We start from the raw sequence: 26,355 nt of genomic DNA, 5'->3' as shown, positions 1-26,355 counted from the left end.
TAAGTGTATGCCTGAAAATGGAAAATTATTCGCGGCTTTTGCGTGACAAACCCCGCGGTATCGGTTAAAATAAACAGCGCCGGCATAAAGGCAGGAAGAAAAAGCTGTACGGGCCGGACGCTTTTACCTCAGGAAGGAATGAAAAATATGTTTATTATAGCAGGACTTGGGAACCCTTCAAGGCAGTATGAGGGGACAAGGCATAATGTTGGATTTGATGTAATAGACCGTATTTCAGACAAATATAATATATCGGTAGACACGAAAAAACATCTGGCTCTGACCGGCAGAGGGATTATTGAAGGACAGAAGGTGGTTCTGATAAAACCGCAGACTTATATGAATCTGAGCGGAGAGAGTATCCGGAGCGTCGTGGATTTTTATAAAGCAGATCCATCTCATGAACTGATAGTAATCTATGATGATGTGAACCTGGATACAGGACAGCTGAGAATCCGGGAGAAGGGAAGCGCAGGGGGACACAACGGGATAAAAAATATTATCGCACATCTTGGAACCCAGGAGTTCCCCCGGATCCGGGTCGGAGTGGGCGAGAAGCCGCCGGGATATGACCTGGCGGATTATGTTCTGGGACATTTCAGCAAAGCCGAACAGTCACAGATGGAGGATGGATTTGACCGGGCAGCTGACGCGGCCCGGATGATTGTCGCCGGAGATATTGGCGGCGCCATGAGCAGGTATAACCGGAAGATGGAATAACCCGGCCGGGAAAAAGGTGGTTCGGGAATATATTTTTGAAAAGATTTGTCCGGAAAGGACAGGAAGAAGAAAAACAGGAGAGAGGAATCAGTATGCAGGCGTTACTATCTCCGCTGACAGAGCTTGCGGATTATCAGGAAATCGTAAAAAACAGAGGAAAAGAAGAAGGTTTTATACAGATTGCGGGATGTGTGAATTCACAGAAAACCCATCTGATGTATGCGCTCTGCGATGGCTGGGAATACCGGGTCATCGCTTTTTCCGGTGAGGAGAAAGCAAAAAAGGCTTTTGAAGAATATCGGTTTTTAAATGAGAATGTCTGTCTGTATCCGGCCCGGGATTTTCTCTTTTATTATGCGGATATTAAAGGAAAACTGCTGACCAGCCGGCGGATGGAAGTTCTGCGCGCGCTGATTGAAAAAGACGAGGGAGAGGAACTTACGGTAATTACTACCATAGACGCCTTTCTGGACGGACTTCCCGCCCCGGAAGCGGTGCGGCAGCAGAAAATTCGTCTGGTGAACGGACAGACGGTAGATTATGCAGATCTTCAGACCAGACTTGCAGGCATGGGATATGAGCGTGAAAGCCTGGTCGAGGGCCCGGGACAGTTTGCGGTAAGAGGCGGAATTCTGGATATTTATCCGTTGACCGAAGAGATGCCGGTGCGGATTGAACTGTGGGGGGATGAGATTGATTCCATCCGGAGTTTTGATGTGGAGAGTCAGCGCTCTGTGGAAAATCTGGAGGAAATAGAGATTTATCCCGCATCGGAAAACTGGACTGAAGAGATGGAAACTGTCTCCTTTTTGGATTATTTTCCCGTAAAGAAAACTCTGCTTTTCCTGGATGAGCCAATTCGTCTGAAAGAAAAGGCGGATGATGTGGAAGAAGAGTATGTTCACAGCAGACAGAACCGGGAAGAGGCAGGGATGAATCCGGGTGGAGGCGCTCTCACTGTATATCCGGTCAGGGAGATTATAGAAAAAATGAACCGGTATTCAGGGATCGCCTGTACTACGCTGGAGTCAAAGTGCGGGGAATTCCATATCAGCCGGACATACAGTATTCAGACTAAGAGCGTGAATCCGTACAACAACAGCTTTGAGCTGCTGACAAGGGATCTGAAGCGTTTGAAGCGCAGCGGCAGCCGGGTGGTGCTTCTGTCCGGTTCCAGGACGCGGGCCAGGAGGCTGGCGGAAGATCTGCGGGATTATGACCTGAGCAGTTTTTACAGCGAAGATATGGAACGGTGTGTTAATCCCGGTGAAATTATGGTTTCCTACGGCTACGCGGCAGAAGGATATGAATATCCCATGCTGAAGTTTGTCGTGATTTCGGAGACGGATATTTTTGGAAGAAAGAAGAAAAAGAAGCGGCGCAGACGGTATGACGGGCAGAAGATTCAGGATTTTACGGAACTCAGACCCGGCGACTATGTGGTGCATGAAAACCACGGCGTGGGCGTTTATCAGGGAATTGAGAAGGTAGAGGTAGACAAAGTTGTTAAGGACTATCTGAAAATATCCTACGCCGAAGGCGGTGTGCTCTATATTCCCGTAGCGCAGATGGACCTGATTCAGAAATATTCGGGAGCGGACGGCAGGAAGCCAAAGCTGAACAAACTGGGAACGGCCCAGTGGGGAAAAACAAAGAGCCAGGTGAAAAAAGCTGTACAGGCGGTGGCGAAAGATCTGGTAGAACTGTACGCCGTAAGGCAGCAGTCAGAGGGCTTTGTATATGGTCCGGATACGATATGGCAGAAAGAATTTGAAGAAATGTTTCCTTTTGAGGAGACGGAAGATCAGATGCAGGCTATTGCAGATACAAAGAGGGATATGGAAAGCACCAAAATTATGGACCGGCTGATCTGCGGAGATGTAGGATACGGAAAGACAGAAATAGCTATCCGGGCAGCGTTTAAGGCGGTCCAGGAGGGCAAGCAGGTTGTGTACCTTGTTCCTACAACGATTCTGGCTCAGCAGCATTACAATACCTTTGTCCAGAGGATGAAGGATTATCCTGTCCGTATCGATCTTCTGTGCCGGTTTCGCGGAGCGCAGCAGCAGAAAAAGACAGTGGAAGATCTGAAGAAGGGCCTGGTGGACATTGTAATCGGAACTCACCGTGTGCTGTCCAAAGATGTGGGATATAAAGATCTGGGACTTCTGATTATTGACGAGGAGCAGCGGTTTGGCGTGACACATAAGGAAAAAATCAAAAAGCTCAGAGAAAATATAGATGTAATGACTCTGACAGCCACGCCCATTCCCCGGACTCTTCATATGAGCCTGATCGGAATCCGTGATATGAGCGTACTGGAGGAGGCGCCTCAGGATCGCATGCCGATTCAGACATATGTTCTGGAATATAATGATGAGATGGTCCGGGAAGCTATTGAAAGAGAACTCTCCCGGGGTGGGCAGGTGTATTATGTATATAACCGGGTCAGCGATATTGCGGATGTAGCGGGAAAGATCCAGAAAATGCTCCCGGAGGCCAATGTGGCTTTCGCTCACGGTCAGATGAATGAAAGACAGCTGGAAGACATCATGTATGACTTTATCAACGGGGATATTGATGTTCTTGTTTCTACAACCATCATTGAAACGGGGTTGGATATCCCGAATGCCAATACTATGATTATTCAGGATGCGGACCGGTTCGGTCTGGCTCAGCTTTACCAGCTTCGTGGCCGGGTGGGACGATCCAGCCGTATGGCTTATGCTTTTCTTCTTTACCGAAGGGATAAGCTCCTCAAAGAAGTAGCGGAAAAGCGGCTTGCGGCTATCCGGGAGTTTACCGATCTGGGTTCGGGAATAAAAATTGCCATGCGGGACCTGGAGATCCGGGGCGCGGGAAATCTTCTTGGGGAAGCACAGAGCGGCCATATGGAAGCGGTGGGATATGATCTGTACTGCAAAATGCTTGGAGAAGCGGTAAAAGAGCTGAAAGGCGGAGAGGTAGAGGAGATCTATACAACCACAATGGATGTGAATGTAGATGCTTATATTCCAGGATCCTATATTAAAAATGAGTATCAGAAACTGGATATTTACAAGAGAATCGCCGCTATTGAAACAGAGGAAGAGATGGACGATATGATGGAAGAACTGATCGACCGGTTCGGAGACATTCCAAAGAAGGTGCAGCAGCTGCTGCATATTGCTCTTCTGAAAGGTCTGGCTCATTCAGCTTATGTGACTGCTGTGGAGCAGAAAGGACGTCAGATACGTTTTATCATGTATGAGCGGGCGAAAATTGATCCTCAGAAAATCCCGGGGCTCCTTAAAAGATATGGAAACAACCTTGGATTCCGGGCGGAAGAGCCCCCTTGTTTCTTTTATGAGAAAAAAGGAAAGAGCGGGAAAGAAAACGGGACGGATATTCTGGAGACAATCCGGAAAATTCTGGAAGATATAAAAAGTCTCTGTTTTTGAGGAAAGTTTTGGAAAAGCGGTTTTATCTCCCTTTTATGCATTATTATATATTTTTATGCAGCTTTTCAGTGCGGAAAGGTTACATCAGTTGACCTCCGCACTGTTTTTTTGTATAATTTTGTTGTTATAAGGCTCTGAAGAGATATGATGCTGGAGGGAAAATGAATGGGATATAGCGGAACTACATACGGCGGAGCAGATATGACAACGATAATCGTTGTCCTGATTGTAATTATTGCCGCGGCAGTACTGATTTGGCTGGCGGTCAGAAAAAAAGACGACGGAGGCGGCTATGAAGAGCCGGAAGAAGACAGCTGGGTTCTGTCTGAGGCTGAAAAAAAGAAGGAAATTGAAAAAGAAGAAGAGAAAAGGGATGTAAAAAGAAAAGAATCAGAAGAAGAGTCGCGGGAGATCGGCAAGAAAAAGGCGGCAGAACTGTCATATGGCAGGGGAATGACAAAGAAAAAAACTGAGCGGACAAAGGAAAAGAAATGGGAGTCTGTTATTGTTTATTCATATAGTGCCAGACATGATATCTGGCGCTGCATATACTGTGACGGGGAAAATCCGGTGTCGGAGGAATACTGTCAGGTATGTGGAAAGAAAAGACAGAGACAGAAATAGATACAGGAGGAATGAGGAATGATATGCAAGTATTGCGGAAGCCGGCTGAAACCCGGAGAGACTGTATGCAGAAAATGCGGGAAACAGCAGGACAGTATGGTACAGATGGAAAGATTTAATGATGAAATGTACACGGCTCAGATCCCTTATGGAGAAAGCGGGAATGGAACGGACGGACCGGAAAGTCGGATTATCCAGAGCTGCATGTTCCCGGAACAGGAGTGGAATATGCTGTTTCATTCCGTTCGGGAAGAGCAGAAATGCAGCAGATCTTTCCGGAGAAAAATGTTTGTATGCTTCTTTATTGTAATTATAATAAACATTGTGCTGCTCCTGTCCTGTATCCGGCTGAATCTCAGACTGAACAGTACGGAACAGTCTGTACAGGATTACAGATCCGCCTGGGAAGAGCAGACAGAGAAAGACGAGCAGGAAGAAGCGGAAAGACTCCGTCAGGAGGAAGAAGAAAAAAGGCAGCAGGAACTGGAAGACCAGGAAAGCCAGCAGAACTGGGACGGTGGAAATGAGCAGGACGGTGAGCAGGATCAAAGCAGTGATTCTGAGCAGGATGGCAGCCTGAATGAAGGAAACGGTTCTGATGAAAATACAGATGATACTGCTGATCCGTCCCGTGAGGATTCTCTGGATTCATGGCCGGAAGACAGTCAGAACAACGGCAGTTCGGACCAGATATAAGAAGGAAAGCGGAGATTGTTAGGATGCAGAAAAAAAATAATTTCTTAGAAATAATTGATCAGTTTTTTGTGGTCCACGGAGAGAAAATTGAGCAGAAAGGTGAAGACAGCTTTCTGATTTCTGTCAATGAAAGGGCAGGACTTGCAGGGGTATTTGACGGATGCGGAGGAAGCGGAGCAAAAATATATAAGATGTTCGGCGAAAAAACCGGGGCATTTATTGCCTCCAGAGTACTCTCTGAGGTGACCGGCAGCTGGTTTGACAGCAGCTGGGATGAAAAAGAGCAGATATACAGGATTTCCGGCGCCACACTGAAAAACGCGATTGATGCCAGGCTTGCCGGCCTGAAGCAGAAAAGCGGGACAGGAACCATGCTGAAAGGAAGCATGACAAAAGAATTCCCGTCTACTCTGGCCGCGGCAATAGTGCAGCCCGGCGGGAAAGGACTGCTGGCAGACTTTCTGTGGAGCGGCGATTCCAGAGTATATGTACTGGACGAACAGGGACTGAAACAGGTGTCGGTGGATGATCTTCCGGTAACAGACGCAATGGAAAATCTGAGGCAGGATGCCGGGATGAACAATGTGGTATCGGCTTCCCACCCGTATCAGATCAACGTAAGAAAGTTAAAACTGGATCAGCCGTGTATCGTATTTGCGGCGACAGACGGATGTTTTGGCTATCTGAGAACTCCTATGGAGTTTGAAAAGCTGCTGCTGAGCACCCTTCTGTCAAGCGAGAGTATTGTGCAGTGGCAGAACGCGCTGGACGAACAGTTTAGGAATATCGCGGGAGACGACTATACCATGAGCCTGATGAGCGTGGGGTATGGCAGTTTCAGGAAACTGAAAGAATCCTGTGAAAAAAGATACCGGTATATGGAACGTGCGTATCCGCTTCTTCCGGATACGTCCGAACAGGAACTTTTCCGCCAGTGGGCAGTTTACCGCCCGGATTATGAAATATATCAGAAGAGGGATGAGACATGAAAATCAATGAATATGAGCTGGAAGGCAGTCTGACTGCCGATAACAGCGGATTTTCAAAATGGGGATTCGCAAGGAAAAACGGACGCCGCTATTTTATCAAAGAGTTTCTGTCGCCTGTATATCCCGTATATACAGAACTTCTGACGAAAGAACAGGTAGAGCGTAAAAAGGCGGGATGCAGAAAATATGAAGAAAAAATGAAAAAGCTGTATTCCGATATAAATAATTGCTCTGACGGAAATCTTGTACGGATAGAACAGTTTTTTCGATACGGAAGTAAGTACTATATTACAACAGAACAGATAGAAGCTGTAGACGAGGCTGTGGTTTATGAGCAGCCCGTAACTGTAAAAGTGCGGCTCTGCCGGGTGCTTCTGCATACGGTTCTGCAGCTTCACAGAGCGGGAATTGTCCACAGCGATATAAAAGCGGAGAATATACTGTATAAAAGACTTGATTCCGGGGCGATAACGGCCAAACTGATTGATTTTGACACTTGTTTCCGTGAGAGTGAGCCTCCGGCAGATGTGGAGGAAATTCACGGAGACTATTGGTATATAGCACCGGAAGTGTTCCGGATTATTGCGGAAGAAAAAGGAAAACCGGATTCTGCAATGGATGTGTTCGCTCTGGGGCTTGTATTTCATCAGATTCTGACGGGGAAAAGAGTGGGATTTGACGCAAATAAGTATTCCTACCCCTTTGAAGCTCTTCTGAATGGGGAGGACTTGTACTGTGACAGATCAGTTCCGGAGGAACTGCAGGAACTGCTGGTATCCATGCTGGAGAGTGATCCGAAAAAGAGGATAAAACTGGAAGACGCCTGGTGGCGTTATTTTGAAAAGAATCCGGTGAAGAAAACGGTAGTGAAACCGCCGGAGAAGCCGGCTAAACCTGTAAAGAAACCAGAAACACCCGAAAAGAAGCCGGTACCCGGGAGTACGGAAAATCCGGGTATAGAAAATAACAGAGATATTTTACCGGGAAAAGAAAAACCGACAGACGGACCAAGGCGGCACTCAAAACTGATTATTACCATAGGACTCAGACCGGAGGACAGGAAGGATTTGAAGGAAACGGAGAACGCAGGGAGCGTAAGCGGCACAGAAAATGGGAAAAAACCAAAAAGCACCTTTGAGCAATATTTTCAGACGCCCGGTAATTTATAAAAAGTACAGTTAAGACAGAGGAGGAAATGAAAATGACGGATTTTATGACAATGAAGTACAATGTAGATATGGTATTCTGTATCGATGCGACGGGAAGCATGTCTCCTGTCCTTGAAACAGTGAAGCAGAATGCGCTTAATTTTTATGATGATGTGACCAAAGTTATGAATGAGAAACAAAAAAGTATTGACCGGCTGCGGATCCGTGTGATTGCTTTTAGGGACTATCTGGCAGACGGGGACAGAGCAATGTTTGCAACCAATTTCTTTGACCTTCCCGCTCAGGCAAGAGAGTTTGAAACCTGTATAAAGAGTATCAGTGCAAAAGGCGGCGGAGATGAGCCGGAAGACGCTTTGGAAGCGCTTGCATATGCCATAAAATCAGACTGGAGCAAAGAAGGAACAAAAAGAAGGAATGTCATTGTTGTGTGGACGGACGCTTCAACCCATGAAATCGGATTTGGAAAGACAGCGTCCAACTATCCGAAGGGAATGCCCCAGTCCTTTGCGGAGCTTACAAGCTGGTGGGGTGACGAGCAGACTGAGACGTTTATCTCCAATTCCGGAAAGCGTCTGGTACTTTTCGCTCCTCAGAAGCCGTACTGGGAGCAGATTACAAATACATGGAACAATGTGATTCATTATCCGTCTACAGCCGGCAAAGGCCTGGAAGAATATACATACCGTGAGATTGTAGACGCAATATGCAACAGCTTTTAATGAATAAGAAATATCTTGAAGGAGGAGCGGAATATGCAGAGATTTTGCGGAAAATGCGGATGCAGGATAGAGGAAGGCGGAGTCTACTGTGCGGAGTGCGGAACGCCGGTAAGACCGTGGACAGACGAGGATGAGCAGGCATGGCTGAGGGCGACGGGGAGAGTGCCGGCGGTGAATCCGGCAGATGATCCCGTAAGGAGGACGGAAACAATAGTGAAGAAGACCGGGCCGGCGTATCCGACAGAGAAGATTCCGGGAACAGAACCTGAAACGGAAAATCTGGTGCCTAAGTCTGCACCGGAGTCGGAATCGCCAAAGCTGGTAATCAATACTAAAAAAGAAACGCCGGAGTTCAAAGAATATTTTGATACACCGGGTGATCTGTAATAGGGGGAGGAAATAAGATGTTTTGCAGAAATTGCGGGAAACCGATTTTTGAAGGAGATAGTTTTTGTACATTTTGCGGAGCAAGAGCCACAGACGCTGCAGACGGACGGACAGTGAACAGGCCGCCTATTGAAAATCCCGGGCCGGCTCCGAAAAAATCAGGGAGTAAAGCATGGATATTTATTGTGATCGGAGTACTTGCGGCAGCAGCGGTAGGTATAGGGATTTTCTTTTTTGTCAGAATAACCAGTTATGACAGACCGGTCAGGGCACTTATCCAGGGAGTTGAAAAACAGGACGGAGACAAACTTCTTTCAGCGATTCACCCGGATATGCTCGACGCAATGCTGGAGGAAGAAGGAATCAGCAGGGCAGAGGCCGCAGATCAGATACAGTCAATGTTTGGCGGCCTGGGCAGCTTTGGCAGCATAAACATAGATTATGAAATAACGGATGTAGAAAATCTGAGCGCTTCAGATGTGGCAGACCTGGAAGAATCGTATCAGGATATAGGGGGAGACGGCATTAAGGTGGATGCGGCTAAAAATCTTGAACTGAAGGTCAGCTTTATGGGAGAAAGTAATGATACTGAGCTTACTGTTTTTAAGTCGGGACTAAAATGGTACGTGGCTTTTTAGGCCGGAAACAGGCGGAGAGTACAGACGACTCGGGAATTCATGTTTGTTTTGTGTTTTCTACTTGTTAGAAATAAAAAAACACGTTATAATGTATCAGTATATGCGGGCATTAGATTTTATAATACAGACCCGGCGCCGGAGTAAGGATACGAAAACAACAGAATACAGCTTTCGGCGTAAGAAGAGGAGGCTTATACATGATGCGATTAAGAAAAGGAGCAGCACTGGCTGCCGCTGCCGGTGTACTGGCGGCAATGTCAGTTACAGGCTGCAGCGGCTCTCTGGATACAGAAGCGGTAGTCATGACAGTAGGAGATGAAGAGGTTACACTTGGAGTGGCTAATTTCTATGCCAGAATGACACAGGCACAGTATGAGACATATTATCTCAGCATGATGAGCGGTATGACGGCTGAGGATATGTGGAGTCAGGAATATGAGGGGGAGACAACGGAAAAAACTACAAAAGACGGTCTGTTGGAAAGCCTTCAGAACATGTACCTGATTTCTCAGCATGCAGGAGATTATGACATCAGTCTTACCGAGGAAGAAGAAGAGGCAATCAGCGAAGCCGCAGCTCAGTTTGATGCGGATAATACGGAAGAAGCGAAAGAAGTAGTTTCCGGATATAAAAAGGATATTGAAAAATATCTGGAGCTTGCCACAATTCAGAACAAAATGTACAGTGTTATGAGAGAAGGAGTTGATGAGGAGGTATCTGATGAGGAAGCCGCGCAGAAAGCAATGAATTATGTATTTTTCTCATACACAACAACCGATGATTCCGGAAATACCACAGAACTTTCCGAGGATGAAAAGACTGCGTTAAAGACTGCGGCACAGAATCTTTCCGAGAGAGTAAAAGCCGGGGAAGACATGGCGGATGTTGCGGAAGAGTCATCTACAACTGCACAGGAGGCAACGTTTGATTCAGAAAGTACCACATATGATACTGATCTGATTGCAGCAGCTGATGCTCTGGCAGAGGTAGGCGATGTGACAGATGTTATTGAGACAGACAGTGGTCTTTATGTTGCCCAGCTTACCAGCCTCCTTGACCGGGACGCTACGGATACAAAAAAGGAAGAGATTGTTGAAGAGAGAAGACAGGATCAGTATAATTCTCTTCTCGAAGAATGGAGAGATGCTACAGAAATTGATGTTGATGAAAAAGCCTGGGATAAGATTGATTTCATTGATCAGGGCGTGACAATCACAACGACTGAAGAAGATACATCAACGGATGAAAGCACGACAGACAACAGCACAACAGATAACAGTACAACGGACGGCAGCTCTTCAACAGACAGCGGAACTTCCGATGATACGTCTGAATAGAAAAAATACAGAAAATATGACAGACTGACAAATTGATTTTTCAATTTGTCAGTTTTTAATTTTGCCGCTTTTAACTGTCCATATACTTGTATAATGTAAATTTGGATATTCCAAGTACTGAGGCTATCTTGTCTCCTGATTTAGTGACCAGAAAAGCGCCTGCGTTGTTCAGATAATGAACTACCCGGATTTTTTCCTCTTTTGTCATCATTGCAACCGGTTTTCCTATCTCGGCAAGAGCCTGCTCAATCAGTGAATCAAGGAGTTCACTGACACTGTGTGTAATCTGAGGAAGACCTTCTGTTTTTTCCTCCTGTTTCTGCTCTTTTTCGGTCAGAAGCAGTGTGTGCAGCACTTCACCGGCAGCGGAAAGGGCGGATATATCATAATTTACAGAAAAGATATAAGCCAGGCTCCCGTCCGGGTGTTTAATGTAAAGGGTACTGGATTTCAGCAGCCTTCCATCTTCTGTTCTGGTAAGGTACGCCAGATGATCCCGGAGATCGGCCGGATCAGTATTCAATGCATCAAAGACAACTTTTGAGCCGCTTCCACCTTCTTTTCTTTGGGTCACATGGCCGTTTTCAATATAGATAATTGTATTTTCCAGCCCTTTTGTTACATCATGAATGACTATTTCACAGTTTTCACCGAAATGTGCAGACAGTCCTTTGGCAAATTGAATAAGCAGATTCTTTAAATCATCCATTTATCATATCCCCCTGGTGTTTTTCTGATTGCTTCGGAAATACAGTTAAATTATATCACAAAGAAAAAAAAGAGTCAGATTTTCAGCCCAAATTTTTATATGCAATTGTTATGTATGTTATCTTGTGATAATGCATAATTATTATATTTTCCCTATAATAAAAAAGGGTAAAGTTGCGAAAAACCTTTACACCCGGCAAAAGGAGGAGAAACTATGAAAAGAAGAGCGAAAGTACTTGCAGTTATTGCGGCGGTATTATGGGTCTCTGCCGGATGTTCCAAAACAGTGGACAAACCATGTGCATGGTGTGGGAACAGCCCGTCTGTGGAATATGAGTCGTCTTCCGGCGAGAAGGTGTATGTGTGTGAGGAGTGCAGCAGTACATGCATGTTCTGCGGGGATCCTGCAACCAGGCATTATTCTGCGGTTCTGGGAGAAATGTTTGTCTGCGATGACTGCTATGATTCGGTTTCGCAGGAATAGTTGGATGATGAGACAGGAGGAAATGAGAAGAAATGAATAGACCGGTATACGATTCAAAAGGGGGGAACAAAAGCAGAGTTATTCTGCTTCTTGTATTAGCTGTTATATTGATTGTCGCGGCAATTTACTTTTTTGTCCTGAGCGGTGCAGAACATGAAGGGGTTCAGGTAACAATCAGCGGAACAACAGGAAGACTGGGCGGTGGTCCGATGTTTACAGAGGAAGGACAGAATATGCTGAAAATTGTCAGTCTGGTCTGCGTCCTGATCGGTGCTCTGTGCGCGGACCTTGCTGCGGGGGAGGCAAGATGCTGGCTCAAAGTATATCCGGACCATATCGAATGTCAGCCTGTCAGCCTGGGACTGAAAAAAGAGACGCTCTCTATTCCCGTAAGTCAGATAGCATCGGTTTCTTTTAACAGTAAGACCGGGTATGTAACTGTTTTAAGTGGAGGAAGGGCTTATAAAATAGCATGCCCCAGACCGGAAGAAGCTTTCCGTCAGATTGATGCGTTAAGAATACATTAGCCAGATTATTTGTGCCGGCAGATTATTTCTGCCGGTATTTTTATGCCGCCTGAAAGCGGACAAAGTACATATTATCCTCAGCCCTCGGGGCATGCGTACTTATGTAATTCAGCATTGTAATTGTAAATAATTAGTGATAGTATAAAAAACAAGACAGAAAAACTGGTAAAAATGACGAAGTTGATTACAATAAAAGATCGGGAAAATTTCGGCAATTGTATTATCAGATGTGCCGGATAAAATGTTTTTGAGGGAAAAGGAGGCGGCAATTTGAAAAAACTGATAAAAAACGGGATGATTGTTACAGAATCACAGATTTTTCAGGGAGATATTCTGATTGAAGATGAGATAATAAAAAGTATCGGGGCAGAGATCGATGATGATGAGGCAGAAGAGATCGATGCTTCCGGCAAATATGTGCTTCCCGGAGCAGTGGATGTGCATACTCATATGGATCTGCAGGCCGGTAAATACAGAGCGGTAGATGATTTTTATGACGGAACGGTGGCAGCAGTCTGCGGCGGAACAACTACCATTGTAGATCACATGGCATTTGGACCGGAAGGATGCAGCCTATGGCATCAGGTGGAAGAGTACCACAGGCTGGCGGACGGAAAAGCGGTGATTGACTATGGCTTCCATGGGGTTATTCAGCATGTGGATGAGTCTGTTTTGAAAGAAATGAAAGAAATTGCCGAAAAGGAAGGGATCACCAGTTTTAAAGTATATATGACTTATGATTTTATGCTGAAGGATGATCAGCTTTTTCAGGTGCTGACACAGGCAAAAAAAGACGGACTTGTAATTGCGGTTCACTGTGAAAATGACGGTGTGATCAATTATCTTCGAAAAAAATATGCAGAAGAAGGCTGTATGCAGCCGAAATATCATCCGTTAAGCCGTCCGGCCAGGTGTGAGGCGGAAGCGGTGGACAGGATGCTTCATCTGGCAGCAATGGCAGGCGACGCTCCGCTGTACATTGTCCACCTGTCAAGCAAAGATGGACTGCAGGAGATAATGAAGGCAAAGGCCTCCGGGCAGAAAAACTTTGCGGTGGAGACATGTACCCAGTATCTTACGCTGACAGACAGTATGTATCAGGACGATCAGGAAGGACTGAAAGCAATTATGTCCCCGCCTCTTCGAAAAAAAGACGATCAGGAAGCACTGTGGCAGGCACTTTCTGATGATGTACTGGATGTAGTGGCAACGGATCACTGTCCCTTTAATTACAGCATTGAAAAGCAGGCCGGAGCTCATGATTTCACCGCATGTCCGAATGGGGCACCGGGGGTTGAGGAGCGGCTTCGGGTTATGTTTTCGGAAGGAGTAGCAAAAAAACGGATTACTCTTCCACAGCTTGTGAAATATCTTTGTACAAATCCTTGCCGGATGTATGGTCTGTATCCTGAAAAAGGAACTCTTCTTCCGGGAAGCGATGCTGATCTGGTACTCTTTGATCCGGAGAAAGAGCGGGTGCTGACCCATAAAGATATGCACAGTGCAGTGGACTATACCTGTTATGAGGGAATGACCGTAAAAGGGGATATTGATCTGGTTATGCAGAGGGGAAAGGTGATTGTAAAAGAAAATGTATTTCTCGGAAAAAAAGGAGACGGAAGGTATCTGAAACGTTCAAGAAGTATTCTGGCGCGCTAGACTGTCTGTCCTTAGAAAGAAAAGGGTGAGGAAAATCTGTTCGGAAAAACAGATTTTCCTCACCCTTGTTTTCATATCCTCCGGGATAAAAAGAGTCGTATTTTCCGTTATCAGATATATTCCAGTTTTTCAAAATAGTGCATCAGAATATCAGCACAGTTTTCTACTCCCAGTTCGCTTGTGTCCATAATCATGTGGTAATCATTAACATCACCCCATGTTTTTCCTGTATGCTCATAATAGTAAGAAGCTCTTTCTTCGTCTGTGCGTTCCACCTTTTCCTTTGCATCGTCATAGTTGAGGTTATCTTTGTTCATAATTCTGTGTATGCGGTCTTCTTTGTCGGCGCAGACGAAGATATTCAGTACGTTCATCCGGTCTTTCAGAATGTCAGATGCGCACCGGCCCAGAATAATGCAGGGCTTTTCCGCCAGCTTGCGGATTGCCTCAGCCTCACTTTCATACATGTGGTCATGGATCTGCTCTTCAATGTATGCCTTATCATAAACAGGGATGTCAAGCCTTTCAGAAAGCTCTTTTGCAATAATGCTTGCCCCCGTTCCGAAACGACGGCTCATGGTGATTACTAATTTCATAAGAACTCCTCCTTTGTAGACAAAAATGTAGGCTGTTTCCTATTATAGCACTTCTTTTCTGTTTTGTCTTGCTTCTGTTTATCTTTCTGATAAAATGAATTATAAAAGCAGATCATAGCAAAAAGGAGAGGGATGAAATGTTGTTTGTATGTTATCCGAAATGCAGTACATGTATGAAAGCAAAAAAATGGCTTGATGAAAAAGGAATCGAATATTTAATGAGGGATATCAAAACGGAGAACCCAAATGCCGCAGAACTGAAAGAATGGTGGGAGAGAAGCGGTCTTCCCCTTAAGAAGTTTTTTAATACGAGTGGAAATCTTTATAAAAGTATGAAGCTTAAGGACAGGCTGCCTCAGATGACTGAAGAGGAGCAGATCCATCTTCTGGCTGAAGACGGAATGTTGGTTAAAAGGCCGGTTCTTGTGACAGATACTGCTGTTCTGACGGGGTTCAGAGAAAAGGAGTGGGAAGCACTTCTGGGTTGAATATCCATATTGCCGGCCGGGGATCCGGGCGGCCTGAATTCGCCTCAGGAGAGGAAAAACAGAACAGTTCAGGCAGATCGAAAGATAAAAAGCAAACAGTTGAAGAGAAAAACTGAAACTTGGTATGTCTGCTGTAATGCGAAAATAATGGAGGAAGATATGGCAGGACTGGAATATAATGCGCAGCGCGTGATCGAAGAAGTGGAGAAGACAGTGGTGGGAAAGAAAGATGTTCTCACGAAAATTATGATGGCAATTCTGGCAGGAGGGCATATCCTGATCGAAGATATACCGGGAACCGGCAAGACGACAATGGCTCTTGCTTTTTCAAAAGCAATGGGGCTGAAGGCCCGGAGAGTACAGTTTACACCGGATGTCCTGCCGGCTGATCTGACCGGATTTAATATTTACCAGAAAGAGACAGGGAAATTTGTATATCAGCCCGGGGCGGTTATGTGTAATCTTCTGCTGGCAGACGAAATCAACAGAACATCTCCAAAGACCCAGTCAGCTCTGCTGGAAGTAATGGAGGAACAGCAGGTTACAGTAGACGGAGTAACCAGGAGGACCGGGCAGCCTTTTATTGTGATTGCTACAGAAAATCCGGCGGGCTCTGCCGGAACCCAGCTTCTTCCTGAATCTCAGCTGGATCGTTTTATGATCTGTGTCAGCATGGGCTATCCGTCTGTGGAGGAAGAGATGGAGATTATGCGGAGAAGTCAGGAGGAAGACCGGACAGCCGCAATTCGGCCGATTCTTGATGCGTCCGTTCTGTTGGAGATGAAGAATGAGGCCAGGGAGATTTTTGTGCATGAGAGGATCTGCAGGTATATTGCGGAACTGGCAAAGGCGACCCGGGAAAATTCATGGACAGAGCTGGGATTAAGTCCAAGAGGTACCGTGGCGCTGACAGCCATGGCAAAAGCATGTGCATATCTGAAAGGAAGAGTTTATGTAGTTCCGGCCGATGTGGAGGAAGTGTTTTCCTGTGTGGTTTCTCACAGAATAATTCTGAGCATGAAAGCAAAGGTGGGGCATGTGAAAACGGAAGAGGTAGTCCGGCGGATTCTGGAAGATGTAGAAAAACCGGCATTGAGAATAAGGCGGTAGGAAAATGATAGGAAGAACAGCAGGGTATCTGGTAGTACTGCTTGTCACAGGGTATTTGTTTTTTATGTACGATGACACAGTACTTTCCGGAATACTTGTATTAATATTTCTTTATCCGCTGCTTTCTGCCGTTTATCTGGGAGTTGTGGGAAGAAAAGCAGTTCCGGACCTGTACAGAGTACCTCCTGTCGGAGAAGTGGAAAAACAGGTAAAAGCGGGAATTACTGTAAAAAACATCTCGTCCCGAATGAGTCTGCGGTATGAAGCACTTCTGCGCGTCAGAAACAGAAGAGGAAAGAAAGCGGGAAAAAGACGGCTGAGGGGTGTGCTGTCTCCCGCCGGTGAAGAGACGCTGTGGTGTGTGTTCAAAGCAGGTTACTGTGGGATTGTGGAGATCTGTCTGGACAGCATAAAGGTTTACGACTTTCTGGGTATTTTTTACAGAAAAGTAAAGTGGAACAGGAATGCTCAGGTGAAGGTAATGCCCGGATTCGAACTTATGCCTCTGGAGATTACCCGGAAAACGAGAGAATTCCAGGCGGATGCCGAGGAATTTTCCCAGCAGCGGCGGGGAGATGATCCGTCTGAGATATATCAGGTCAGAGAGTACAGGGAAAAAGATTCTCTGAAAGATATCCACTGGAAACTGAGTGCCAGAGAAGAAGAATTGATGGTAAAAGAGCGGAGTTTTCCTCTGGGATGTGTCGTGCTTATCTATATTGACTATCGGAAGAGAGAACAGTCAGAAGCGGGGTTTTCAGAGCTTCTGGAGACAGTGGCTTCTCTTTCTATTACGCTTGTGGAAGAAAAATGTATTCATATGGCAGCCTGGTATGAGGAGAAAAATGAAAGAATTGTCCGATGGAGGATTTCTGATGAGGAGAGCGCCTGCGAAATGATCTGGAACCTGATGGAAATTGAGCCCTGCCAGAATGAAAAAAAGGCGGAAATCTGTTATAAAGATACATTCCGCGGTCAGGAGTTCAGCGCTATTATAACGGTTGACGGAAAAGGAAAGATGAAAAAAGATGGGGAAACTTTTGATTTTCTGAGGCTGTAACACAGAGCCGTATAAAGAAAGAGGAGCAGGGATGAAAAATACTCATTCGGGAATAAAAATATACCGGGCCGCACCGGAAAAAAGGCAGAAAAATCATGGTATATTTCCATTATTCTGTCTGCAGATGACAGTTATGTGTATACTTATGATTTTATGGTGGAATGCTGTTCTGTCGGTTTTTCATATGCCTTTTGACCATCGATGGCTGTACGGAGGCACATGCGCCGTGATTTTTCTGCTTGGATGGAGCGACAGAAAGTTCCGGTGGAAGGCATCGGCAGCCGGACTGGCAGTAGCAGCGCTGATTTTATGGTTTTACAGAGACACGGTTTTCCGGTTATATGAGTGGATGGCGCAGAATGCTTCGTCTGTGCTGTCCGGACAGCCGGAGGGAAAAGCTGCCTTCAGCGGTATAGCGGTACTGGCAAGTGTTCCGCTTCTTGAAATTCTGCTGGCGGTGCAAAGAAAGGGCAGGGGAAAATGCTGGGCGGGGATTGTTCTCGCGGCGCCCTTTTTCGCTGCTGCCGCTGCCGGGTATTTCCAGCCGGCGCTGCCGGCATGGCTGCTGATCGCCGGCATGGCAGTTTATTTTGCTTCAGCAGGTCTGGAAGCGGGAAGAGCGGTAAAAGGAAAAAGGTTTTTTGTGTGGAAACACGGGGCGCTTGCCGTGCTGTTTTCGGCGGCTATAGCTTTGATTTCATTCCAGGCCGGTAAACTTCTGGATGTACAGCGGAGTGCCGAGAACGGATACTATCTTCAGACCCGCAGCGTGATCCGCGCAGAAGTAATCGGCCGCGTGCAGGATATGCTGGAGAGAAGCGGAAGAGAAGGGCAGCCGGAAGAAGAGAGGCATACGGAAGAAGAAAATACTCCTGTGGAGCAGGAAAATCGGGCAGAGGAGAATGTCGGAGATTCCTATGATTTTTCCATTACAACGCGGGACAGCGGGATGGATGATCTGGGCAGTCTTGCTTATTTTCAGCCTGAGTCCGGCCAGGTATATTCTATCGAGGTAGAAGAAAAGCCTGAGGGAACCGTATATGTTCTGCAAAGATGGGGAGTTTCCTATGCCGATAATTCATGGACGGAGGAGGATATGACAAAATCTGTTTTGACGTCTCCGGAGGCATACAGAGATTATCCGGAGGAACTCAGAGATACGCTGGAAATGCTGTGCGGGGGCTGGAATGTAAATTCTTTTCAGGAAGTGAGCCTGGAAATCAGCAGAGAGCTGTCTGAAAGAGCAGTATATAATACCAATCCCGGGGCGACACCGGCAGGGGAGGATTTTGTGGAGTATTTTCTTCTGGAAAATCATAAGGGATTTTGCGTCCACTTTGCCACAGCGGCTACATTGATGTACCGTTACTGCGGATATACTGCCAGGTATGCAGAAGGGTACGCTGTGCCCGCATCCGCGTTTCACAGAAATAATTCCGGCGGATATTCGGCGCAGATAACCGGAAGCATGGGCCATGCTTGGTGTCAGGTGTATGAGGAGCAGACAGGAGAATGGATGGATATGGAGCATACGCCGCCTGCGCCGGAAGGAGCAGACATTCAGCCGCCTGCGTCGGCTTCTGTGAGAGAGGGAACTGTCCGGAATGAACCGGAAGGGGCGAATACATGGCTCCGCAGTCTGCCGGTATGGACTGCGGCGGCAGCAGGTGTTGTCATTCTGGGCTTTTTTGTCTTTTTTGGTCAGGCGGCAGTCCGGTCAGCCGGGAGAAAGCGCCGGCTCTTCGGAAAAGACAGAGGCCGGGGAATTCGTGAGATGTACCGGGAGATTATAAAAACAGCGGAATTCCAGGGAATGGAAGTAAAAGAACCTCTGGCGGAGAATATGGCGGAGAGGCTGGGAAAAATGTATCCGGAACTGGGCAGTGAGGAATGGGCCTGGATGTACCGGTGCGTGATGGAAAATATGTTTTATCTTCAGGAACGCGAGAAGGAAAAATGGCAGAATATGAAAAAACTTTATATCCGCTTCAGAAGGGCTGCGTACAGCCGTATGAAACCCGGAGAAAAATGGCGGTTCAGGTATATCCGGTGCCAGTAATTTCTCTCCATGCCGGGAGACAGGGCCCGATAAAACAGACATTATCTTTTATAAAAGACATCAGAAAGAGAGGGTAATATTATGATACGCAAACTGGAAGAAAAGGACAGACAGTTGTATATAGAGATGGCGCGGGAATTCTATCATTCAGATGCAGTGCTTCATCCGGTGCCGGATTCTCATTTTGAAAAAACAGCTGCCGAGGCTTTGAGCGGCGGAGGATGCGCGGAAATTTTTATTCTGGAATATGATTCTGCAGCGGCCGGATACGCGCTGACGGCAAGAAGTTTTTCTCAGGAAGCCGGAGGGGTTGTTGTCTGGATTGAAGAAATTTACATTCGGGAACCGTACCGTTCCAAAGGCCTTGGAAGAGAGTTTTTTAACTATATAGAAAAGGAAAAGGACGGGGATACAGTGCGGATTCGTCTGGAGGTAGAAGAAAAGAATGAGAGAGCGCAGTCTCTTTACAGACAGCTTGGGTATGAAGTGCTGGATTATGTACAGATGATCAAGGATTTTTGACGGAGCAGGCTTTTTTTCAGCAGATTTTTTCTTCCGAAAAAAAGAATACGTGTATACAATTCTGATTCAAATTCTTTGATTCTACCATTGCAAGAGATACAGTAATAATGATATAATTCATAGTAGCGGTTTTTCGCCTTTTGGGGCAGAAACAAGAATTGTGAGTAGGTGACTGTTTTGAAGAATAAGATCAAGCGTTTTGCCAAAGGAGATTTTCATATCCCACAGCCGGATATTATTTTTCCGGAAACCCGGATTGTGATGCGGGTAGGCGAGGGAGAAAAATACAGAGGAAGTTTTTCACTTCAGAATCAGGGAGAAGGAACAATACGCGGCCTTGTATATCCTTCTTCCTATCGTGTTGTCTGTGATGAACAGGGATTTGACGGTAACCCGGTGAATATTTATTATACATACGATGGAACAGGACTTGTGCCGGGACATGTAGAGCATGGAAAGTTTACGATTGTGTGTAACGGCGGTGAGTATGATATTGCCTTTACCGCGATTATCGAAAAGCCTTATGTAATGACAAGCTATGGGAAAGTCCAGAGTCTGGAAGATTTCAAAAAGCTTTCTTTCCGGGATGCTGCGGAAGCTGTAAAATTGTTCCGCTCCAGAGATTTTTATGAGATTCTGAAATATGAAGACAAGCGTATTCAGGCCCTTTATGACAATATGCGCAGATGGGAGCTGGATCAGCATGCCCTGGAAGAATTCCTTGTGGGCTGTAAACAGAAGGAAAAGATTTTCCTTACACTGGAGGAGGAAAGCCGGGCGTTTATTTCACTTACAGAGGCGCGCAAGGAAACTTTTACAATAAAGAAGAATACGTGGGGATATCTGGAAATTGATGTGCGTACAGAAGGAGATTTCCTTTATGTAGAGCATACCCGCATTACGACGGAAGAGTTCATCGGCAATTCCTACCGGCTTGAGTATTTCATTACGATGGAAAAGCTTCACAGGGGAAGCAATTTCGGACGGATTATACTGGAGACCCCTTATGAAACTCTGACATATGAGATTGTCGTAGAAAAAGATATCAGAAGAGAAGAAGACCGCCGGGCAAATGACAGGGAATTCACGGGTATCATAAAAAATTATCTCAAATATGAAGGCGGAAAAACTGATCTGAATTCATGGGTGGATGAGGCAGTCAAACGAATCAGCCATTTAAGAGATGCAGATCCGAGGAATGAATTATATCTTCTTGTACATGCACATATCTGTCTGATCGGCAGAAGAAATGACGAGGCAAAATGGCTTCTGGAATCTTATAACTATAATCGTTTTGCCATAGGAAAGGACGTGGAGCTGAGCTCTTACTATCTTTACCTGACCACACTTTTAAGTAATGATACAATCGGACAGCGAAGAGTTGCCGAAGAGTTGTCAAAATCATTTATGAAACATCCCGACAGCTGGAAAATTCTCTGCATGCTTGTTGAAGTGGACTCGGAATATAAGATTTACAGCGAAAGGCTTCGGGCTCTTGAAAAACAGTTTTACGAAGATAAATCTCACAGTATCTGGTTTTATCTCCAGGCGTTCCGCTGTTTCAGGGAAAAGAGTTCTTCTCTGAAAAAGCTGGGGATGTTTGAAGTGCGGGTACTGCTGTTTGCGGTCAAACATAAACTTATGACCCGTGAACTTGCATTGTACACGGCAAATCTGGCCAGCCAGATGAAAGTGTTTGACAGACATTTGTATAATGTACTTGTTCAGTCATACAGTATGTACCGGGAGTCTATGATACTTACGGCAATCTGTACGCTCCTTATTAAAGGAAACTGTGTGGACAGCATTTATTTTAAATGGTATCAGAAAGCAGTTGAGTCTGAGCTGAAGATTGCGCAGCTTTATGAATATTATATGGCTGCGGTGATTCCCGACCGGTTCCACAAAGCGCTTCCCCGTTCGGTATATTTGTATTTTATGCACGGCAATTCACTGAATTACCAGAAATGCGCGTTCCTGTATTCCAATCTTATTACATATGAGGATGAGACCAGTGAAATATATGCTCATTACCGGGACGAGATGGAAGCTTTTGCCTGGAATCAGCTTGACCGGAGAAATGTAGATAATCAGCTGAGAATTATTTATAAAAGATTTATTTCCGAGTCGCAGATGACTTCGGAAAGAATAAAAGCATTGTATGATATCTGCCATGCATATCAGATTACAACAAAAGTGCCGAACATGAAATATGTTCATGTGATTGCGGAAGACGGGACAATTACTCAGAAAGCGCCGTATACAGAAAACGGAGCGCGGGTATTCCTGTATTCCAAGACGGACAGGCTTGTCTGGGAGGCAAGAGACGGAAGACATTATACAGATTCTATTCCCTATGAGAGCCGGAGAATGTTCTACGAACTCCGCTATATGGATATGTGCAGAAAATATCTGAACGGACTTCGCAGAAACCGGGCCGAAGAGGAAGAAGAGGAGCTTACTCTTGAGCGGGTTCGGGAAAAAGGACTTGAGAATTTTAAAGAAGAAGAAATTTTCGCGCTGTGCAGCAGGACAATTCGCGAGAATAATTATGAAAATGACGATTTCCTCACATATATATGCTTCGATCTTTTCCTGAAACAGCAGTATGATAAGGTGATTCTTACATATCTGGCCAATTATTACTGCGGCGCTACATCCGACATGAAGCTTTTATGGAGAGAAGCAAAAGATTACGAAGTTCACACGCATAAACTGGCAGAGCGTATTCTTACACAGATGCTGTTTTCGGAAGAACTGTTTCAGGAGGCGCAGATTTTTGAACAGTATTATGCAGAAGGCGCCTATTTCCGGCTTCAGCAGGCCTATCTGGTTTATGTGTCCAGGGAGTATGTGGTGGAGTCAAGAAAAATCGGCCGCAGCGTGATTGACATAATCTGCAGAGAATACGAAAAGGGCGAGGATACGATAGACATCTGTAAAATCGCGGTTTTGAAGTATTACGCGGACAAAGAGTATAATTCACAGACCCGGAAAACGCTTAAAAAGTTCCTGCAGGATCTGTGCGGCAAACAGATTTATTTCCCGTTCTTTCTGTCTTATGAAAAAGACTGGCTTATTGAACTTCAGCTCTGGGATAAAACTTTAATTGAGTATAAAGGGCAGAAAGGCAGCAGAGTCATGCTTTACTATCAGCTTCAGAAAGGTGAAACTGAGCAGGCGGATTACTCTACAGAGGTTTTATCGCCCATGTATGAGAATCTGTATGTAAAGAAATTCGTTCTCTTTGCCAATGAAAAGCTGAAATATTATTTTAAGGAAACGATAGACGGAAATTCTTACCGGAGTGATAAAGAGACATGTGTCAGACAGTCAGAGGCGGGTGAGCAGGGCAGGTTTGGCAGAATCAATGATATCCTGCTTGAAACGGATAAGAAAAAACGGGAAAAAAGGATGAAGGATTACGCACTGGAAGATGCATGTGCGGCAAGGATATTTGTACAGTATTAAGGAGGTTGTCTTCTCATGGGGCAGGGCAGCATTATTGGATATGAAATAAATGAAAAGACGTGCCAGATCAGTTATTATAATGATCAGCAGCTTGAACCGGATACGCTTGAAGTGGACACGGATAATTACCAGATTCCGCTGATCATCGGAAAACTCCGGGATACCTGGGCGTATGGAAAAGAGGCAAAAAGACTCGTTTCTATTAAAGAAGGATTTACGGTTACCCGCCTTTTAAGTAAAAGTCTGGCGGGAGACAAGATTGAATTTGGCGAAGAAACATACGATGCGGTATGGCTTTTGTCCCAGTTTATTCAGATGTCCCTTCAGTCGTTTCCTGTAATAGAGGGGATTGTGTTTACAGTACCGTCCCTGACAGAAGAACTTGCGCAGATGCTCAGAGGAATCGCTGTCCGGATGAATATCGATAAACGGCATGTTTTTATACAGGACTATAAGGAAAGTTTCTGCAATTACCTGTTCTATCAGCCGAAGGAGCTGTGGCAGTATGACGCGGCTCTGTTTTGCTGCGACAGAAATGAGATCAGAGCTTTTATGCTTCGCAGACTCAAGCCGGGACTGGGGGGCGGAAAAACAACGTTTGTGACGGTTGATGAAGTGGCCAGCGCGCATATGAAAGAACTGGCTATGGTCTATCCCGTCCTGAATGAGGATAAGGCAAAAGAGGCCGATGCCATGTTCTGCCAGTTTATTCAGAGCGTTTTTGATAAAAGGATTGTTTCTTCCGTCTTTTTAACAGGTGAAGGTTTTGAAAACAACTGGTATCCAAAAGCGCTGCGGGTGCTCTGCAACGGACGCAGGGCTTTTATCGGAAACAATCTGTACAGCAAAGGAGCCTGTTACACGGCTTACCGGAAGCTGTTCATGCATATTGAAAATCCGGTATATCTTTCCGAGGACAAGCTGACAGATCAGATTACAGTAAATATGCGTGTGGACGGCCAGGAAATGTGGTATCCGATTGTATCCTGGGGCGCCCACTGGTATGAGTCCAACAACCAGTGGGAGGTCATTCTTGAGAATGTGGAGGACATTGAGTTTCATATTGAGTCCCTGATTCAGGGAAATGTGAGGACGGAAAAAATTTCTCTGGAGAAATTTCCGAAGCGGGCGGAATACTCCATGCGGCTTCAGATAGAAACTCTCTTTCTGGATGAAAAGACGTGTAAAATTACAGTGAGAGATGCCGGATTCGGAGATTTTTTCCCGGCTACGGATTTCCGGGAAGAGAAGATAATTCACTTAGGAGGCAATGATGGGAAGTTTAATTCTTTGTCATGACAGGCATGCGGCGCATCCCTATGAGATAACCAGGATTCACTGCAGAATTTTCACAATAGAGGAGCTTTGTTATTACCTTTGTAATAATCTCTATCTGATTGATTATACGATTATGAACGAACAGCTCTGTACATGGCTGGATGATGAGCTGGGATTGAACAGTCTGGCAGAGGGGTTAAGAGACGTGCTGAGACTTCATGGTTCCGTGGAGAAATTTGTGCTTACTATACTGAAAGCGTCAAGAATATATCGTGAGCCGGAGATGATCCGGATTCAGAATGTCCTGGAACATCTGAAAAATCAGAAAGATATCGAGCGCCAGAAGTACAAAGGAGATAATCTGTTGGAAAGCGGGGAAGTAGAAGAAGCCATACTTGTATATCAGGCAATCCTCAATCAGGAGAAAGACGAAAGTGTAGATGAAAAGTTTTACGGCAAGATTTACGCGGGACTCGGGGCGGCGTACGGACGGCTGTTTCTTTATCAGGAATCTGCCCGCATGTATGACAGAGCATACCAGATATGCGGAGACGAGACATTGCTGAAGCCGTATCTTTATGCTTCATATAAATATCTGTCTCTGGAGGAATATCATATTCTGATTACAAAACACGATGATTACATGAGAATTAATGCTGAAATGCGCCGGGAAATCGATGATGTCAGAGAAGGTCTTCAGGTAGAACCGGATGAGGAGCTTCTTGAAAAATGGAAGAGACAGCACCGCAGGAGTCATAGTTGACAGCAAAGATACCGTGTGGTAGAATACAACGGTACTTTACTATGGCACAGTGACTCATTGGTAGAGAAAAAAAGTAACACCGAATCTGCGGTGGCGGGAGGAAAAAATGAAAAGAAGAGTAGTAAGCGTATTGTTATGTACAGTTCTTGCTGTTTCCATGATGGCAGGCTGCGGTTCCGGTTCCGGTTCGGGCGGATCTGACAGCGATATGGAATATGTAAAAGACAAAGGCACCCTGATTGTAGGTATCACGAATTTTGAACCTATGGATTATCAGGATGAGAACGGCGAATGGATTGGCTTTGACGCGGATATGGCAAGAGCATTCGGAGAAAGTCTTGGTGTAGATGTAGAGTTCGTGGAGATTGACTGGGACAATAAGATTATGGAGCTTGACAGCAACACGATCGACTGTGTCTGGAACGGCATGACTCTGACAGAAGATGTAACCAGCGCTATGGAGTGTACAGACGCATATCTGCAGAACGCGCAGGTTGTTGTTGTTCCTCAGGATGTGGCAGATCAGTACCAGGATGAGGAGAGTCTGGGGGATCTGACATTTGCTGTAGAAGCAGGCAGTGCAGGAGAAGATGAGGTTGAGGCGAGAGATCTTGCGTTTAACTCTGTAACGGCGCAGGCGGATGCTCTTATGGAAGTTGAGGCCGGAACTTCCGACGCGGCAGTTATTGATCTTCTGATGGCGGCAGCTATGATTGGTGAAGGCACCAGCTATTCGAACCTTACTTATACAGTCAGCTTAAACAGTGAAGAGTACGGCGTCGGTTTCCGTAAAGGATCTGATCTGGCTGAAGAGCTGAACAAGTTCTTTGCCGAGAGCTATGAGGACGGAAGTATTCAGAAATGCGCAGAGACATATGGCGTGCAGGCTGCACTGATTGAGCAGTAATAAT

Annotated in this window: 24 protein-coding genes; 22 read left to right on the top strand and 2 right to left on the bottom strand. The window is 45.7% G+C overall.

Going from position 1 to position 26,355, the window contains the following annotated elements:
* Positions 1 to 147 precede the first annotated feature (147 nt).
* The 10 genes from pth to AC0QUU_RS11045 all read left to right on the top strand — a co-directional run bounded on the left by pth (position 148) and on the right by AC0QUU_RS11045 (position 10,719).
* On the top strand, positions 148 to 720 hold the full coding sequence (pth, locus tag AC0QUU_RS11090) for an aminoacyl-tRNA hydrolase (protein WP_474542815.1): 573 nt from the start codon (positions 148 to 150) through the stop codon (positions 718 to 720).
* 92 nt (positions 721 to 812) lie between these two features.
* Entirely contained in the window at positions 813 to 4,160 is a 3,348-nt protein-coding gene (gene mfd / locus AC0QUU_RS11085; protein WP_474545569.1) for a transcription-repair coupling factor, read from the top strand.
* Between the two features lie 165 nt (positions 4,161 to 4,325).
* The gene (locus AC0QUU_RS11080; RefSeq protein WP_474542814.1) at positions 4,326 to 4,784 is read left to right on the top strand and encodes a hypothetical protein; all 459 of its coding nucleotides are present in this window, start codon (positions 4,326 to 4,328) and stop codon (positions 4,782 to 4,784) included.
* 18 nt (positions 4,785 to 4,802) lie between these two features.
* The gene (locus AC0QUU_RS11075) at positions 4,803 to 5,480 is read left to right on the top strand and encodes a hypothetical protein (RefSeq protein ID WP_474542813.1); all 678 of its coding nucleotides are present in this window, start codon (positions 4,803 to 4,805) and stop codon (positions 5,478 to 5,480) included.
* A 23-nt stretch (positions 5,481 to 5,503) separates the two neighbouring features.
* A complete protein-coding gene (locus AC0QUU_RS11070; protein ID WP_474542811.1) occupies positions 5,504 to 6,469 on the top strand; it encodes a PP2C family protein-serine/threonine phosphatase in 966 nt (321 codons plus the stop codon).
* Positions 6,466 to 7,638 (top strand): protein kinase domain-containing protein, encoded by a 1,173-nt coding sequence (locus tag AC0QUU_RS11065; RefSeq protein ID WP_474542809.1) that lies wholly within the window; start codon positions 6,466 to 6,468, stop codon positions 7,636 to 7,638. The genes AC0QUU_RS11070 and AC0QUU_RS11065 overlap by 4 nt, the downstream gene beginning before the upstream one ends.
* Positions 7,639 to 7,670: 32 nt before the next feature.
* Positions 7,671 to 8,357, top strand: a complete 687-nt coding sequence (locus AC0QUU_RS11060; RefSeq protein WP_474542807.1) for a vWA domain-containing protein — start codon at positions 7,671 to 7,673, stop codon at positions 8,355 to 8,357.
* A gap of 33 nt (positions 8,358 to 8,390) precedes the next feature.
* Complete coding sequence (locus tag AC0QUU_RS11055; protein WP_474542805.1) at positions 8,391 to 8,744, top strand: hypothetical protein; 354 nt, start codon at positions 8,391 to 8,393, stop codon at positions 8,742 to 8,744.
* 17 nt (positions 8,745 to 8,761) lie between these two features.
* The gene (locus AC0QUU_RS11050) at positions 8,762 to 9,382 is read left to right on the top strand and encodes a hypothetical protein (RefSeq protein WP_474542804.1); all 621 of its coding nucleotides are present in this window, start codon (positions 8,762 to 8,764) and stop codon (positions 9,380 to 9,382) included.
* 197 nt (positions 9,383 to 9,579) lie between these two features.
* Positions 9,580 to 10,719, top strand: coding sequence for a peptidylprolyl isomerase (locus AC0QUU_RS11045; RefSeq protein ID WP_474542803.1), 1,140 nt, complete (start codon positions 9,580 to 9,582; stop codon positions 10,717 to 10,719).
* Positions 10,720 to 10,789: 70 nt separating this feature from the next.
* On the opposite strand, the gene AC0QUU_RS11040 is transcribed toward AC0QUU_RS11045, so the two are convergent.
* On the bottom strand, positions 10,790 to 11,428 hold the full coding sequence (locus tag AC0QUU_RS11040; protein WP_474542802.1) for a helix-turn-helix transcriptional regulator: 639 nt from the start codon (positions 11,426 to 11,428) through the stop codon (positions 10,790 to 10,792).
* Between the two features lie 213 nt (positions 11,429 to 11,641).
* Between AC0QUU_RS11040 and AC0QUU_RS11035 the strand changes: the two genes are divergently transcribed.
* The 3 genes from AC0QUU_RS11035 to hydA all read left to right on the top strand — a co-directional run bounded on the left by AC0QUU_RS11035 (position 11,642) and on the right by hydA (position 14,097).
* On the top strand, positions 11,642 to 11,911 hold the full coding sequence (locus AC0QUU_RS11035) for a hypothetical protein (protein WP_474542801.1): 270 nt from the start codon (positions 11,642 to 11,644) through the stop codon (positions 11,909 to 11,911).
* A 32-nt stretch (positions 11,912 to 11,943) separates the two neighbouring features.
* The gene (locus tag AC0QUU_RS11030; protein WP_474542800.1) at positions 11,944 to 12,438 is read left to right on the top strand and encodes a hypothetical protein; all 495 of its coding nucleotides are present in this window, start codon (positions 11,944 to 11,946) and stop codon (positions 12,436 to 12,438) included.
* Between the two features lie 270 nt (positions 12,439 to 12,708).
* Positions 12,709 to 14,097 carry a dihydropyrimidinase gene (hydA, locus tag AC0QUU_RS11025; RefSeq protein WP_474542799.1) on the top strand — a complete coding sequence of 463 codons (1,389 nt, stop codon included), beginning with the start codon at positions 12,709 to 12,711 and terminating at the stop codon, positions 14,095 to 14,097.
* A 110-nt stretch (positions 14,098 to 14,207) separates the two neighbouring features.
* Here hydA and AC0QUU_RS11020 read toward each other — a convergent pair whose 3' ends face one another.
* Positions 14,208 to 14,693, bottom strand: coding sequence for a cytidylate kinase-like family protein (locus AC0QUU_RS11020; protein WP_474542797.1), 486 nt, complete (start codon positions 14,691 to 14,693; stop codon positions 14,208 to 14,210).
* A 137-nt stretch (positions 14,694 to 14,830) separates the two neighbouring features.
* Here AC0QUU_RS11020 and AC0QUU_RS11015 point away from each other — a divergent pair, with 137 nt between their 5' ends.
* From AC0QUU_RS11015 to AC0QUU_RS10975, 9 genes are all read left to right on the top strand, one after another.
* Positions 14,831 to 15,181 carry an arsenate reductase family protein gene (locus AC0QUU_RS11015; RefSeq protein WP_474542796.1) on the top strand — a complete coding sequence of 117 codons (351 nt, stop codon included), beginning with the start codon at positions 14,831 to 14,833 and terminating at the stop codon, positions 15,179 to 15,181.
* A 159-nt stretch (positions 15,182 to 15,340) separates the two neighbouring features.
* Complete coding sequence (locus tag AC0QUU_RS11010; RefSeq protein ID WP_474542795.1) at positions 15,341 to 16,291, top strand: AAA family ATPase; 951 nt, start codon at positions 15,341 to 15,343, stop codon at positions 16,289 to 16,291.
* A 4-nt stretch (positions 16,292 to 16,295) separates the two neighbouring features.
* On the top strand, positions 16,296 to 17,351 hold the full coding sequence (locus AC0QUU_RS11005) for a DUF58 domain-containing protein (RefSeq protein ID WP_474542794.1): 1,056 nt from the start codon (positions 16,296 to 16,298) through the stop codon (positions 17,349 to 17,351).
* A gap of 145 nt (positions 17,352 to 17,496) precedes the next feature.
* Positions 17,497 to 19,410 (top strand): transglutaminase-like domain-containing protein, encoded by a 1,914-nt coding sequence (locus AC0QUU_RS11000; RefSeq protein WP_474542793.1) that lies wholly within the window; start codon positions 17,497 to 17,499, stop codon positions 19,408 to 19,410.
* An 81-nt stretch (positions 19,411 to 19,491) separates the two neighbouring features.
* On the top strand, positions 19,492 to 19,932 hold the full coding sequence (locus AC0QUU_RS10995) for a GNAT family N-acetyltransferase (RefSeq protein WP_474542792.1): 441 nt from the start codon (positions 19,492 to 19,494) through the stop codon (positions 19,930 to 19,932).
* Between the two features lie 177 nt (positions 19,933 to 20,109).
* Entirely contained in the window at positions 20,110 to 23,403 is a 3,294-nt protein-coding gene (locus tag AC0QUU_RS10990; RefSeq protein WP_474542791.1) for a DUF5717 family protein, read from the top strand.
* A 15-nt stretch (positions 23,404 to 23,418) separates the two neighbouring features.
* Positions 23,419 to 24,702 carry a DUF5716 family protein gene (locus AC0QUU_RS10985; RefSeq protein WP_474542789.1) on the top strand — a complete coding sequence of 428 codons (1,284 nt, stop codon included), beginning with the start codon at positions 23,419 to 23,421 and terminating at the stop codon, positions 24,700 to 24,702.
* Entirely contained in the window at positions 24,677 to 25,444 is a 768-nt protein-coding gene (locus AC0QUU_RS10980) for a hypothetical protein (RefSeq protein WP_474542788.1), read from the top strand. Before AC0QUU_RS10985 ends, AC0QUU_RS10980 begins: the two co-directional genes overlap by 26 nt.
* Positions 25,445 to 25,550: 106 nt before the next feature.
* On the top strand, positions 25,551 to 26,351 hold the full coding sequence (locus AC0QUU_RS10975) for a transporter substrate-binding domain-containing protein (RefSeq protein ID WP_474542787.1): 801 nt from the start codon (positions 25,551 to 25,553) through the stop codon (positions 26,349 to 26,351).
* The last annotated feature ends 4 nt before the right edge of the window (positions 26,352 to 26,355 follow it).

The organism is Mediterraneibacter sp. HA8405, assembly GCF_056148955.1.
Note: the sequence above shows the minus strand (reverse complement) of the source record. Positions and strands in the feature narration are given on the sequence as shown.

Excerpts from the sequence above, each read along its gene's own strand:
- AC0QUU_RS11005 (WP_474542794.1), top strand. The coding sequence starts at position 16,296 with ATGATAGGAAGAACAGCAGGGTATCTGGTAGTACTGCTTGTCACAGGG.
- AC0QUU_RS11030 (WP_474542800.1), top strand. The coding sequence starts at position 11,944 with ATGAATAGACCGGTATACGATTCAAAAGGGGGGAACAAAAGCAGAGTT.
- AC0QUU_RS11080 (WP_474542814.1), top strand. The coding sequence starts at position 4,326 with ATGGGATATAGCGGAACTACATACGGCGGAGCAGATATGACAACGATA.
- AC0QUU_RS11010 (WP_474542795.1), top strand. The coding sequence starts at position 15,341 with ATGGCAGGACTGGAATATAATGCGCAGCGCGTGATCGAAGAAGTGGAG.
- AC0QUU_RS11050 (WP_474542804.1), top strand. The coding sequence starts at position 8,762 with ATGTTTTGCAGAAATTGCGGGAAACCGATTTTTGAAGGAGATAGTTTT.
- AC0QUU_RS11015 (WP_474542796.1), top strand. The coding sequence starts at position 14,831 with ATGTTGTTTGTATGTTATCCGAAATGCAGTACATGTATGAAAGCAAAA.
- AC0QUU_RS11070 (WP_474542811.1), top strand. The coding sequence starts at position 5,504 with ATGCAGAAAAAAAATAATTTCTTAGAAATAATTGATCAGTTTTTTGTG.
- AC0QUU_RS10985 (WP_474542789.1), top strand. The coding sequence starts at position 23,419 with ATGGGGCAGGGCAGCATTATTGGATATGAAATAAATGAAAAGACGTGC.
- AC0QUU_RS11000 (WP_474542793.1), top strand. The coding sequence starts at position 17,497 with ATGATTTTATGGTGGAATGCTGTTCTGTCGGTTTTTCATATGCCTTTT.
- AC0QUU_RS11065 (WP_474542809.1), top strand. The coding sequence starts at position 6,466 with ATGAAAATCAATGAATATGAGCTGGAAGGCAGTCTGACTGCCGATAAC.
- AC0QUU_RS11055 (WP_474542805.1), top strand. The coding sequence starts at position 8,391 with ATGCAGAGATTTTGCGGAAAATGCGGATGCAGGATAGAGGAAGGCGGA.
- AC0QUU_RS10975 (WP_474542787.1), top strand. The coding sequence starts at position 25,551 with ATGAAAAGAAGAGTAGTAAGCGTATTGTTATGTACAGTTCTTGCTGTT.
- AC0QUU_RS11060 (WP_474542807.1), top strand. The coding sequence starts at position 7,671 with ATGACGGATTTTATGACAATGAAGTACAATGTAGATATGGTATTCTGT.
- AC0QUU_RS11045 (WP_474542803.1), top strand. The coding sequence starts at position 9,580 with ATGATGCGATTAAGAAAAGGAGCAGCACTGGCTGCCGCTGCCGGTGTA.
- AC0QUU_RS11035 (WP_474542801.1), top strand. The coding sequence starts at position 11,642 with ATGAAAAGAAGAGCGAAAGTACTTGCAGTTATTGCGGCGGTATTATGG.
- AC0QUU_RS11075 (WP_474542813.1), top strand. The coding sequence starts at position 4,803 with ATGATATGCAAGTATTGCGGAAGCCGGCTGAAACCCGGAGAGACTGTA.
- pth (WP_474542815.1), top strand. The coding sequence starts at position 148 with ATGTTTATTATAGCAGGACTTGGGAACCCTTCAAGGCAGTATGAGGGG.
- mfd (WP_474545569.1), top strand. The coding sequence starts at position 813 with ATGCAGGCGTTACTATCTCCGCTGACAGAGCTTGCGGATTATCAGGAA.
- AC0QUU_RS11040 (WP_474542802.1), bottom strand. The coding sequence starts at position 11,428 with ATGGATGATTTAAAGAATCTGCTTATTCAATTTGCCAAAGGACTGTCT.
- AC0QUU_RS10980 (WP_474542788.1), top strand. The coding sequence starts at position 24,677 with ATGGGAAGTTTAATTCTTTGTCATGACAGGCATGCGGCGCATCCCTAT.
- AC0QUU_RS10995 (WP_474542792.1), top strand. The coding sequence starts at position 19,492 with ATGATACGCAAACTGGAAGAAAAGGACAGACAGTTGTATATAGAGATG.
- AC0QUU_RS11020 (WP_474542797.1), bottom strand. The coding sequence starts at position 14,693 with ATGAAATTAGTAATCACCATGAGCCGTCGTTTCGGAACGGGGGCAAGC.